13 protein-coding genes, 1 pseudogene and 1 riboswitch are annotated in these 12,298 nt (G+C 33.8%); of the genes and pseudogenes, 9 read left to right on the forward strand and 5 right to left on the reverse strand.

Going from position 1 to position 12,298, the window contains the following annotated elements; translation table 11 throughout:
• Positions 1-13: 13 nt before the first annotated feature.
• From RBG61_RS10360 to metK, 7 genes are all read left to right on the forward strand, one after another.
• A complete protein-coding gene (locus tag RBG61_RS10360; protein WP_307943214.1) occupies positions 14-2,191 on the forward strand; it encodes a RelA/SpoT family protein in 2,178 nt (725 codons plus the stop codon).
• Positions 2,192-2,209: 18 nt separating this feature from the next.
• Positions 2,210-2,671: a D-aminoacyl-tRNA deacylase gene (gene dtd / locus RBG61_RS10365; RefSeq protein WP_307943216.1), complete on the forward strand. Its 462-nt coding sequence runs from the start codon at positions 2,210-2,212 to the stop codon at positions 2,669-2,671.
• A 14-nt stretch (positions 2,672-2,685) separates the two neighbouring features.
• On the forward strand, positions 2,686-3,327 hold the full coding sequence (locus tag RBG61_RS10370; protein WP_307943217.1) for an MBL fold metallo-hydrolase: 642 nt from the start codon (positions 2,686-2,688) through the stop codon (positions 3,325-3,327).
• A complete protein-coding gene (gene hemZ, locus RBG61_RS10375) occupies positions 3,311-4,786 on the forward strand; it encodes a coproporphyrinogen dehydrogenase HemZ (protein WP_307943218.1) in 1,476 nt (491 codons plus the stop codon). Before RBG61_RS10370 ends, hemZ begins: the two co-directional genes overlap by 17 nt.
• Positions 4,770-5,702 carry a uridine kinase family protein gene (locus tag RBG61_RS10380; RefSeq protein WP_307943219.1) on the forward strand — a complete coding sequence of 311 codons (933 nt, stop codon included), beginning with the start codon at positions 4,770-4,772 and terminating at the stop codon, positions 5,700-5,702. The genes hemZ and RBG61_RS10380 overlap by 17 nt, the downstream gene beginning before the upstream one ends.
• Positions 5,703-5,904: 202 nt before the next feature.
• Positions 5,905-6,291, forward strand: coding sequence for a zinc-ribbon domain-containing protein (locus RBG61_RS10385; protein WP_307943220.1), 387 nt, complete (start codon positions 5,905-5,907; stop codon positions 6,289-6,291).
• A 101-nt stretch (positions 6,292-6,392) separates the two neighbouring features.
• Positions 6,393-6,492, forward strand: a riboswitch (SAM riboswitch).
• Between the two features lie 73 nt (positions 6,493-6,565).
• Positions 6,566-7,717, forward strand: coding sequence for a methionine adenosyltransferase (metK, locus tag RBG61_RS10390; RefSeq protein WP_307943221.1), 1,152 nt, complete (start codon positions 6,566-6,568; stop codon positions 7,715-7,717).
• Positions 7,718-8,110: 393 nt separating this feature from the next.
• On the opposite strand, the gene RBG61_RS10395 is transcribed toward metK, so the two are convergent.
• From RBG61_RS10395 to RBG61_RS10410, 4 genes are all read right to left on the reverse strand, one after another.
• Positions 8,111-8,419, reverse strand: a complete 309-nt coding sequence (locus tag RBG61_RS10395) for a hypothetical protein (protein ID WP_307943222.1) — start codon at positions 8,417-8,419, stop codon at positions 8,111-8,113.
• A gap of 164 nt (positions 8,420-8,583) precedes the next feature.
• Positions 8,584-8,745, reverse strand: a complete 162-nt coding sequence (locus RBG61_RS10400) for a hypothetical protein (protein ID WP_307943223.1) — start codon at positions 8,743-8,745, stop codon at positions 8,584-8,586.
• 55 nt (positions 8,746-8,800) lie between these two features.
• A complete protein-coding gene (locus tag RBG61_RS10405; protein ID WP_307943225.1) occupies positions 8,801-8,980 on the reverse strand; it encodes a hypothetical protein in 180 nt (59 codons plus the stop codon).
• A 23-nt stretch (positions 8,981-9,003) separates the two neighbouring features.
• Entirely contained in the window at positions 9,004-9,177 is a 174-nt protein-coding gene (locus tag RBG61_RS10410; protein WP_307943226.1) for a hypothetical protein, read from the reverse strand.
• Between the two features lie 126 nt (positions 9,178-9,303).
• Here RBG61_RS10410 and RBG61_RS10415 point away from each other — a divergent pair, with 126 nt between their 5' ends.
• Together RBG61_RS10415 and RBG61_RS10420 are read left to right on the forward strand one after the other, a co-directional pair.
• Positions 9,304-10,125: a class I SAM-dependent methyltransferase gene (locus tag RBG61_RS10415; RefSeq protein ID WP_307943228.1), complete on the forward strand. Its 822-nt coding sequence runs from the start codon at positions 9,304-9,306 to the stop codon at positions 10,123-10,125.
• A gap of 14 nt (positions 10,126-10,139) precedes the next feature.
• Entirely contained in the window at positions 10,140-10,493 is a 354-nt protein-coding gene (locus RBG61_RS10420) for a hypothetical protein (protein WP_307943230.1), read from the forward strand.
• A gap of 132 nt (positions 10,494-10,625) precedes the next feature.
• On the opposite strand, the pseudogene RBG61_RS10425 reads toward RBG61_RS10420, so the two are convergent.
• Positions 10,626-11,975, reverse strand: a pseudogene (locus tag RBG61_RS10425) (IS1182 family transposase); the annotation flags it as partial.
• Positions 11,976-12,298 lie beyond the last annotated feature (323 nt).

Below are 12,298 nucleotides of genomic sequence, written 5' to 3' on the forward strand. Positions count from 1 at the left end.
TAGGTGGTAGAAAATGAAACATAGAACTTTTGAAGAATTAGAACAATATATTATTGATTCAGAACGCCAGATTTCGTTAGAACGTGTAAAAAAAGCATATGATATTGCATCTGTTGCACACGCTGACCAACTTAGGGCGTCTGGTGAGCCATATGTAATTCATCCGATTGAAGTAGCTTTTATTTTAGTTGATTTAGGTATGGATACCGATAGTGTATGTGCTGGACTTTTACATGATGTTGTAGAAGACACTGATATTTCTTTAGAAGAAATCGGCCGTTTATTTGGTAATGAAGTTGCATCTTTAGTTGACGGCGTTACCAAAATCGGCAAAATTCCACTTACCACAAAAGAAGAACAACAAGCTGAAAATGTACGTAAAATGCTGCTTGCTATGGCGGAAGATGTTCGTGTTATCATTATTAAGCTAGCTGACAGGCTTCATAATATGCGAACCTTAATGTATCGCCCTGACCATAAGCAAAGAGAAACTGCGTTGGAAACCATGGAAGTATATGCACCGATTGCGCATAGGCTTGGTATTCGCGCAATGAAAGAGGAACTAGAAGATTTAGCATTGCATTATCTGGATCCTGTTGCTTGCAAAGAAATTGAAAATATATTAGCCAAAAATTCTGCAGAGCGCACAAGCTTTGTTTCATCAATTGAAGAGAAAATTCTTTCTCGTTTAGGTGAATATGATATTGAACCGCATATTGAAGGACGTGTAAAGAGCTTATACGGTATTTATCGTAAGGTGTATATGGCGGGTAGAGGCTTTGACGAAGTATACGATATTTACGCTGTACGTATTATTGTGTCTACTGTAATTGAGTGTTACAACATACTAGGTATTATTCATGATATGTTCCGCCCAATTCCAAATCGGTTTAAAGATTATATTTCAACTCCAAAGCCTAATATGTATCAATCTCTCCATACAACCGTTATTGGCAGAGAAGGAATTCCTTTTGAAATTCAAATTCGTACTTGGGATATGCATTATACGGCTGAGTACGGAGTAGCTGCCCATTGGAAATACAAAGCAGGAATAAAAGGTAAAGATAAATTAGAAGAAGGCTTAGCTTGGGTACGACAAATTATCGAAGCACAGCAAGAGTCGGAAGGCGCAGAGGATATTGTAAAAACAATTAAAACCGACTTAGCTTCTGAAGAAGTATTTGTATTTACTCCAAAAGGTGATGTAAAAAGCTTGCCTATAGGCTCAACTATTATTGACTTCGCTTATGCAATTCATAGTGCTGTTGGAAACCGAATGGTTGGCGCTAAGATAGATTCTCGTATGGTATCGCTGGATACCACTTTAAAAACAGGTCAAATCATTGATATTATTACAACCAAAGCGGAAGGACATGGTCCAAATCGTGAATGGTTAAAGATTGCTAAAACCAGTGAAGCTAGAAGTAAAATTCGTGCATGGTTTAAAAAAGAGCGCCGAGAAGAGAATGTAATAGAAGGTAAAGCAGAATTAGAACGTGAATTTAAGCGTAACTATATTAACTTACCGGAAAAAGAGCTTCAGGAATTTATATTAAATATCGCAAAACGTCAGCATTACGATACCGTTGAAGATTTATATGCGGCAATTGGTTATGGAGGCGTAATTCTTTCAAGAATTATGCAAAGAATCAAAGAAGATTATCAAAAGATTATTAAACCTGTTGATACAGAAGGCTTAGCAGCACAACTAGCAGTACCTTCTTCTAAAAACTTAAGCGGAGTGTTAATTGAAGGTATTGATAATTGCCTTGTAAAATTTGCTCAATGCTGTAACCCACTCCCCGGGGACGATATTATTGGATTTATCACTCGTGGACATGGCGTTTCTGTGCATAAGAAAGATTGTATTAATGTTATTTCTTCTATGGCTCAAGAAGACCAACGTCCTCGTTGGATTGGCGCAAAGTTTGCATCTACTGTTGTGCAAAAAGGCTTCCGCTCCACATTGGATATTCTTGCAACAGATCGCAATGGATTGATTGCAGATGTTAGTATTTTATTTGCTAATATGAGAGTGCAATTACATGAACTGAATGCTAGAGAGCTAAAGAATTCGAACTGTAATATCGTTGCAACAATTGGTATACAAGATATTGTACAGTTGAAAAACATTATACAAAAGCTAGAGAAAATCGATGGAATTATTTCTGTTGAACGTTCAGGAAAATAAAAAGAAAAGGATAAAACAATGCGAGCAGTAGTACAACGAGTAAAAAAAGCAACAATGGAAATTAACAATCAAGTATATAGTACCATCGAAAAAGGATTGGTAGTATTGCTTGGCGTTATGGAAGGCGATACCGAAAGCCAAGCGGAGTTTTTGGCAAAGAAGATTGCTGAACTGCGTATTTTTACGGATGATAATGATAAAATGAATCTATCTGCAACAGATTTACAAGCAGATATTTTGGTGGTATCGAATTTTACTTTAGGCGCAGATTGTAAAAAAGGAAGAAGACCTTATTTCGTTTATGCTGCAAAACCAGATGAAGCAAATGTGCTGTATGAATATTTCGTAACACAAGTACGCAACGATAATCGTATTGGCAAGGTTAGTACAGGACAATTCGGTGAGCATATGGAAATTGCAATGGTAGCAGATGGACCTGTTACGATTGTGCTTGATACTGATGAAATTCAAAAAAAATAAGGAAAGTGGGATTTATGAAAATACATCAATTAGCAGTAGGCGAATTAGGTACAAATTGTTATATAGTGGCTACTCAAAAGAATAACGCAATGGTAATTGATGCTGGTGGCAATGCAAAAGGAATTCTTCAATTCTTAAAAGAGAATAACCTTACTTTAAAATTATTGCTACTTACTCATGCACATTATGACCATATGGGCGCAGTTTATGAATTACAACAGCAAACTGGTGCAAAGGTAGTACTTTATAAGGATGAACAAGAAATTTTATTAGATCCAACCAAAAATGTAGCGATTCATTTTATAGAGATGAATGAATTTAAGCCTGTTCAAGCAGATGTTCTATTACAAGATGGGGATAGTGTAGTGCTTGATGAAGTTACCTTGCAAGTAATCCATACTCCTGGGCACACAAAAGGCTCTTGCGTATATTATACAGATGGTGTGATGTTTTCGGGTGATACTTTGTTTCAACAAAGTATAGGAAGAACCGATTTATATAGTGGCAATATGAATGACATGAAGGCATCTTTAAAGAAGCTCATTAACCTAACCGAAGATTATACTGTTCTTCCTGGGCATGGCAATAAAACCTCATTGCGCTACGAAAAAACAACCAATCCATATATGGGGACAAATTATGACGATATTTTTTAGTGGACATACATTCAAATACGAACTGGAAGGAATTGCGAAGCTTTTCTTTCCGGTTATTCGTTTTACCCATGTTTATGATAAAATCGTTCTTCCTGAGGAAGACTATATTATTACTCGTCTAAAGCATGGAAAACAAAATACGTATCTTTGGGTATCAATTCGATTGGGTAGCAAAACTGCAAAAATGGCATGTAAGCTTTCTAATGCAACAGAAAATTATAAAAAGGAATGCGAGCGAAAACTTTGCGTCTTATTATATAAAACCTTATCCAAATTAGTTGGTGGAAAACCAAAATGGGGTGTATTAACAGGAATTCGTCCGGTTGCAACCGTACAAAAACTTCGTAAAAGCGGTATGAGGGATGAAGCGATTCGATCCTATTTAAAAGAGGATTACTTGGTTTCCGATGAAAAAATTTCGCTTGCATTTCATACAGCCGATAATCAACAATATATTTTACAAATGCATACCGACAAATCATATAGTTTGTATATTTCCATACCTTTTTGTTATAGTCGTTGCAGCTATTGCTCTTTTGTTTCCCACGCAATCAATACGCCGAAATCTTTGGAAAAAGTGGACGAGTACCTACGTCTATTGTGCCAAGAGATTGCATATACTTCACAATTAGCAAAAGAGTTGGGATTGACTCTTGAAACAATCTATATTGGCGGAGGAACGCCCACAGCTATTACAGCGGAACAATTAAAGATGGTTACGGATGCAATAACAGAAAATTTTGATGTTTTCTCTGCAAAAGAATATACAATTGAAGCGGGTAGAGCTGACTCTATAACAAGAGAAAAACTTGAAGTAATAAAACAAGCCGGTGCTACACGCATTAGCGTGAATCCCCAAACCTTTAATGATAATGTGTTAAAAACAATTGGTAGAAAGCATACTGCACAACAAGCGATTGATAGCTATTATCTTGCAAAAGAAGTTGGATTTACAAATATAAATATGGATTTTATAGCAGGACTCCCAAGTGATACACTAGAGAGCTTTCAACATTCTATCAATCAAGCAATTGCGCTTGCACCAACCAATATAACGGTGCATACACTGGCTATAAAACGTTCATCGGATTTATTTGACCAGTTACCCGATTTAAAAACTGACACCACGTTTTTAATGAATGAATATGCACAAACTACGTTAATGCAAGCAGGTTATCAACCTTATTATCTATATCGCCAAAAAAATACAGTTGGTAATTTAGAGAATGTTGGTTATAGTAAAAAAGGTTATGAAAGTTTGTATAATGTTTATATTATGGATGAAATTCAAACAATATTAGCGTGTGGAGCAGGCGGAGCAACAAAGCTTGTCGGAAAAGGGGAACGGCCAATAGAACGAATTTTCAATTTTAAATATCATTTTGAATATATCAGTCAATTTGACGAGATATTAGAGCGAAAAGCCGAGGTGAAAGCTTTTTATGAAAAACAGTTTTAATGATAGTAAAATTAACATTGGTGTGTTAAATGAAAGTGTGCAACAAAACCCAAAGCTAATAGTAGATTATGCTGAGCGTAATTATGATAAGCAGCTGCAGCTTGTTGCAGATAAAATTATAGAAAATGAAAAGGTATCTATTTTATTATTAGCAGGGCCTTCTGCGTCTTCTAAAACAACAACTGCTTATAAATTAAAGGATACGCTCCAAAATAAAGGGTTGAATGCTGTCGTTATTTCTTTGGATGATTTTTATATTGATCGTGATTGTTTACCAATATTAGAAGATGGATCTATTGATTATGAAACAATTGATACTCTTGATTTAAATAAATTATCGCAATGTTTTGGTGAGCTTTTTGAGAAGAATGTAAGTGAATTTCCTCTGTTTGAGTTTTCAACCGGAAGGCGAGCGTTAGAAACTCGAACAGTAAGTATTGATGACCATTCTTTAATAATCATCGAAGGTCTTCATGCATTAAATCCACGTATCATAAATGGATACGATAAAGCTAATTTCATGAAATTGTATATCAGTCCTAATTCTGATTATGTAATGAATGATGAGCTGGTTTTATCTGCACGTGATGTGCGCCTAGTCAGAAGAATGATACGTGACCATTTTCATCGAGCAAGCTCGCTCCCAAAGACATTGGAAATGTGGGAAAAAGTAATTGAAGCAGAGGTTGAGTGCATATTTCCTTTTAAAAACGAAGCCGATTATATGATTGATTCTACTATTATCTATGAACCGAATATTTATGTGAATTATCTGATAAAGTTAATAGAAGAGACTGAGATTCCGTCAACTTATCAAACAGAAATTTCAAGAGTGAAACGTGCTATTATGCCTTTTTATTCTTTGAATATGGACTATGTCCCAAGTAATACTGTTTTAAGAGAATTTTTGGATTAAGTATTTTTTTACGATTGTTAAAATTTAGTTGTAAAAAAAGAAAAATAGATATATAATATAGTAAATGAAACGGGATTATACGTATTCCGATTATAAAACTTCGATAAATGTGAATCTGTAGCTTTGATATATAAGTTTTCATTCAGTTTATCAAAAAGGTTTAATAAGGAATTGGTATTACTCCCTTGAATGGAGGATCACAATGAGTGCATTTGATACTTTTATGGATAAGGCAAAAGATGTTTATGACGTTGCGAGTAAAAAAACAGGTGAACTAGTTGAAGTTTCTAAATTAAAAATGGAATGTGTAAAGGTTAATAATGAAATTAAAAAGCTTTATGAAAAGCTTGGTAGCTGCGTTTATAGTATGATGAAAGCAAACTATGATAACAAAGATGTTGTAGATGGCTTAGTAGAAGAAATTGACGAAAACCTTGCTAAATTAAGTGTTTTAAATCAAAAATTAAGTGATATTAAAAACGTTGTTATTTGTAAGGCTTGTGGCGCAAAAAATCCGGAAGCAAACTATTTTTGTTCTAAATGCGGATCAAGAATTAAAAATGAGTTTAATAATGCAGATGTGCAATAAGCATATCCAATAAATAATCCATTTTATACTATACTAAAATTATATATTTTAGATATTGACAAAATAGCAATCAAGCGTTATAATTTTAAATACAATTAAATACCTTATCAAGAGTGATGGAGGGACTGGCCCGTTGAAATCCGGCAACCTACTGTAAGAAGTAAGGTGCTAAATCCAGAGGAAAAAATCCGAAGATGAGGTTTAAACTAAATAGTTTAAACAGCGTTCGGGTAACCGAACGCTTTTGTTTTTGTAAAATCAAGGAGGAACGAAAATGTCAAGATATTTATTTACATCTGAGAGTGTAACAGAAGGACATCCAGATAAAATCTGTGACCAAATTTCAGACGCAGTTTTAGATGCAATTATTGCAGAAGATAAAAATGCTCGTGTAGCTTGCGAAACAATTGTAACAACAGGTATGGTTTTAGTAATGGGCGAAATTACGACCAATTCCTATGTGGATATTCCTAAAATTGCTCGTGAAACAGTAAGAGAAATCGGCTATGATCGTGCGAAATTCGGCTTTGACTGCGATACTTGCAGCGTTTTATCAGTTATAGATGAGCAATCTGCTGATATTGCTATGGGAACAAACGATGAAGTTGGTGGAGCAGGCGACCAAGGTATGATGTTTGGCTATGCTTGTGATGAAACACCTGAATTAATGCCAATGCCAATTTCTTTAGCACACCAACTTTCAAAGAGATTAACGGAAGTTAGAAAAAATGGTACTTTAACTTATCTTCGTCCAGATGGTAAAACACAAGTAACCGTTGAATATGATGAAAACAATAAACCGGTTCGTATTGATACAGTTGTTATTTCCACACAACATGATAGCGAAGTTACTTTAGAAACTATTCGTAAAGATTTATTAGAATATGTTGTAAAACCAATTATTCCTGCTGAATTATTAGATGAAAACACAAAATATTTAATTAACCCAACCGGCCGTTTTGTTATCGGTGGACCACAAGGCGATAGCGGCTTAACAGGTCGTAAAATTATTGTTGATACTTACGGAGGATATGCTCGTCATGGTGGCGGAGCATTCAGCGGAAAAGATCCAACAAAAGTTGACAGAAGTGCAGCATACGCAGCTCGCTGGGTAGCAAAGAATATCGTGGCAGCAGGTCTTGCTTCTAAATGTGAAATCGAATTGGCTTATGCTATCGGTGTTGCAAAGCCTGTTTCTGTAATGGTTGATACATTCGGAACTGGTAAATATTCTAATGCAGAAATTGAAGCTGCAGTAAACAAAGTATTTGATTTAACACCAGCAAAAATTATTTCTGAATTAGGATTAAGAAACCCAATTTACAAGCAATTAGCAGCATACGGACATATGGGTAGAGAAGACCTAGGCATTCGTTGGGAACAAACAGATAAAGTTGACGCTTTACTTGCTTGTTTTAACAAATAAAGTTTGCATTTTATAATTATTAAGAATATAATAATATTACCGTAAACGGTAGCGGACCTCTGCTTAGTGAGGGTGTGCAACATTATAAGTCCGTTTGTCAGTAGTACGTTTTAAAAACTGTCACAAAGAGCCTCTGCATTATTGCAGAGGCTTTTCTTGTTGCATCAAAAACCACCCGTCCAACTGTGCCGGTGGTTTGGAGAAAGCTTTAGCGTTGCGAATGAAATGAAAACTCCTTTTGTTGTATAAAATTTTCAATTTAATTATATCTATTTTCATAAATGTCAAAAAAAGCTGTAATTTCATGACACTGTTTTTTTATATCTTGATTAGTTGTTGTAGTTTGCCATGCATACGTTCCGTATTGTTTAAAATTACTTTTGGTAATTGGTTTTAATTTAAACTCATTTTTTGTTTGTTCAAAACCTTTTGCAAAATCTTTTTTTGCTTGCTTAAAAGCAGCATCCTGATTTTAAATATAGGTTTTCCGTCTTTATTAATACCAATATCATATGCAGTTATTTCATTATGAATAAAATCTCCACCTAATTTGTCTATATCTTTATATTCACCGATAACTTTTGCTGAATTTGAACTGCAAGCAAATACAAATAATAATATAAAGGAAAAAGAAAATATTATAAAATACTTATGCATTAACTTATTTTTAGCTTCTACATAATCGTGCATAAATTTTTTCACGATAAAATCCCCATTCTTTTAATTTCATTTTGGTTAATGTATAAAAAATTAGATTAACGGACTCAATATTCTTTTTTTTGTACTGCAACAATTCCTCGCAATTCTTGCTCGATATTGCTATAGCTTTCAGTAGGCTGTTTTCCAGTGGCTAAGCGGGCGGATCTTTATTTATTTTTATATTCTTGTAATTGAAAATCGGTCAACTTGTTTTTCTTGACTAGATATCGAATCAGTAATACAAGAGCAAAAACGATTGCACCTAAAAGAGCAAAATTTAAAATAGTTGATAATATACTCAAGATATCTAAATAGTACATATGATCCATTTGAAGCTTTCCCTTTCTTTTCAACATGATTATAATCTTATTATTTAGTAGTTTACTATTGTTTATTACAATTATCCTTATTTTTATATTCTTGTAGTTGTAGTTCAGTCAGCCTAATTTTTTTAAATAAATATCGAATCAACAATATTAGAGCGAAAATAATTAAACCGAAGAACGTTAAACTGATTAGAATTGAAATTATTCCAAACCCGCTTATAGATAATGAAGAATCCATTTGCAGTAACTCCTTTGCAATTATTACAGAGGTTTTTCATCCTTATTTTTATATTCTTGTAGTTGTAAATCGGTCAATTTATTTTTCTTGACTAGATATCGAATCAGTAATACAAGAGCAAGAACGATGGCTGCGAAAAAAGCTAATGAAATTACAATAGATATAAGTTGTAGTATAACAGGAAAAATGGATGTCATTGCGTAGTCACTCCTTTATGGTTATTAAGTTTATTATAATCCATAAAATTGTTAAGGTAAATACCAATATTTACAATATTGCTTTGGTGTGGTAAAATAATATTAAAATTGATAAGAGGTGTAACTATGACTGACTTTCAAAAGATTGAACACTATTACTCCGTATTTGACGAAAAAAATCGTACAGTAGATTCGTGTGGTAAATTAGAATTTATGATTTCTATGGATCTATTAAAAAAGCTCCTTCCAACAAATGCAGAAATATTGGATTTAGGTGGTGGGGCAGGGGTATATACTGTTCCACTTGCAAAATCAGGTTATATAATGCATTTAGCAGATTTATCTGAATCATTATTAAATCAAGCAAAAGAAGCAATAGAAAAAGAAGGGCTAACAAATGTAAAGACAATTCAAAAGGTGAATGCGATTGATTTATCTTTATATGATAATAATCAATTTGATGTAGTAATTCTTTTTGGACCACTTTATCATTTGTTAGAAGAAGCAGAACGCAATCAATGTATAAGTGAGGTAGCAAGAGTATTAAAGCCAAACGGACTAGTTTTTGCAAGTTTTATTCCCTACTATTCTGGCTCAATTGGAATTGTGGATAGATTGTTGTTTAATCCTACTCAAGTTGACTTACATAATCTAAGCAAAGTGTTTTTAGAAGGCAAGTTTCAAAATAATGCAATGGTAGGCTTTCAAGAGGGCTATTACCCTCATCACGAAGAAATACAAGAACTGTTTAATGAGCATGGGTTTGAAGAAATATTATTGCGTTCAATAAGAAGTTTTGGATATAACAGAGAGAAAGAAATTCTGCAATTAAAAGAAACAAATCCCCAGTTATTTTCCGCTTTAATGGATTTAATTAACCTAACAGCAACTGATAAATATATGCTAGAAACTTGTGCCCACGCAATGTATGTTGGAAAATTAAAATAAGAAAGGTTGATTTAATGGATTCTTTTTATTGGCTTTTTCCTTTTGTAGGGTTAGCAGTTGGATTACTTTGTAGATTTTCTTTTCAATTAAATAAGATTGAAAGAAAAATAAATATGATTCAAGGTGATTCATTATCCAAACCATCAGCCCAATTACAAAGGTTAAAAGGGGAATGTTGTTGGCTGACGATATATAATGAGCAAAATGAATTTACGTTTAGTAAAAATTATTTTTGCTATATTCTCGATTGCGATGAAACATTCGTGCATGTACTTTGGAATTACAAGAATAGCACTGTTGATATGATGGTTCGAGTAAGCGATATTATTCGCATACATATCTCTTCACAAAAAAATACTAACCAGTAAATAAATACAAACCCTCGCATTGTTTATGCGAGGGTTTGTCCAGTCTGAAGAAAAAGCCCGATTTTGGCGTAACCAAAGTCGGGCTTTTGAATATATGGTTGAAAATTTGAAAAAAGTGGAAAGGATACAAAAAGGAGAGTTCACCCTCCACTTATGTATTGCCAGCTTTTTAAGGTTCATGCACGCAAATTTAAGCCTAACCCAGTTTGTTACTTGGGCAAGACCTCGATAAGGTGTATAACGCATTGCGTATTTTTCTTTCGCATCAGCAAAAACTCGCTCAATCGTTTCTTTTCGCTGTGCATAAAGATCTTTGTATTTTATTGCATAACGAATATCTGAAACTTGCTCTAAGTACTCATGCCAAACATGAACTGTGTATTGTTTCTGGAATTCTTTACTTTCAGTGCATTTGTAACGAAACCCACAGATTTTACAGTCGTTTGGATTGCTTTTAAATTCTTTGTATCCTTCTCTATTCGTGGTGGAATAGTGTAAAACTTTATTGTTTGGACATACTACACAGTCAAAATATTCATCATATGAAAAATCATATTTCTTAAAAAAGCCTTGTTTTGTCATTGGTCTACGATATGGTACTAATAAATCTTTTCCATCATCTATAAGTCTTTTTGCAATATAGGGAGTATTGTAGGCACTATCTGCCACTATTGTTTGGATTTCGGGGTGGTTTTCTTTTAATTTATCATACAAATCATCGAATGCTACGCTGTCATGTACATTGCCTGCTGTTACATGAACATCTACAATGTAGCCTTTTTTGTCACAAGCTGTATGTGCTTCATAAGCAAGGCATTTCTTATGCTCTCCTTTATGAAATACACCGCTTTCAGGGTCAGTGGTTGATTCATTGATGATTTTTTCTTCTATTTTAGGTGGCTTTGTATCGTCAAATGGCTTTTTTTTATGTTCTTCTCTATCTTTATTGATTTCGTCCATTAGTTGTTTCTCATAATGTTTTGCTGCTACGGGGATTGATTTCTTTACAACCTTTTTTATATTTGCATTTGCTTTTATATGGGTTCCATCTACAAATACCACCTCTGGGTCAAGATATCCCATATCATTGATTTCATTCAATATCCAGTTGAAAATGCATGCAATAGTATTCTCGTTAAATCTATGTTTAAAGGCATAACTTATTGTTGTAAAGTGAGGTATTTGTTCTGTCATTAAATATCCTAAAAACCAACGATATGCACAGTTCATTTGTACTTCTTCTACCAATTTGCGCAACGAACTTATTCCATACAAATGTTGTATTAAGACCATTTTGATTAGTACTACTGGGTCTATGCTTGGTCTTCCATTATCTTTACAATACAAATCCTCTACGAAATCATATATATGACAGAAATCCACTGCACTATCTATTTTTCTAAGCAAATGTTCTGCTGGAATAAATTCTTCTAAGCACAAAAACTCTACTTGTGTTCGGTCTTTTTTAGCTTTAACTAACATTTAATCACCCTATTTAATTATACCATTTTTCGCGTCAAAAGTCCCCTAAATCATCGAATTTAGGAGACTTTTTCTACAAGCTGTACAAACCCTCGCATTGTTTATGCGAGGGTTTGTCTATGGAGGATTGGATTATAAATATGAATTTGTAGGAGTTGCTATCGACTAAATAACAATTTTGATATGCTATATTGGTTCAGCCAAACAATAGTAAAAACAAGGAGTAAGTAAAGTAAAACCAACATGAGCGGTAAATGATTATCTATTGCGAAATAAAAGCCACCCATACCATAGATTATGATAATCACATACCATTGCTTGAT

Origin of the sequence: Paludicola sp. MB14-C6 (genome assembly GCF_030908625.1) — a bacterium.
GTDB lineage: Bacteria > Bacillota > Clostridia > Oscillospirales > Ruminococcaceae > Paludihabitans.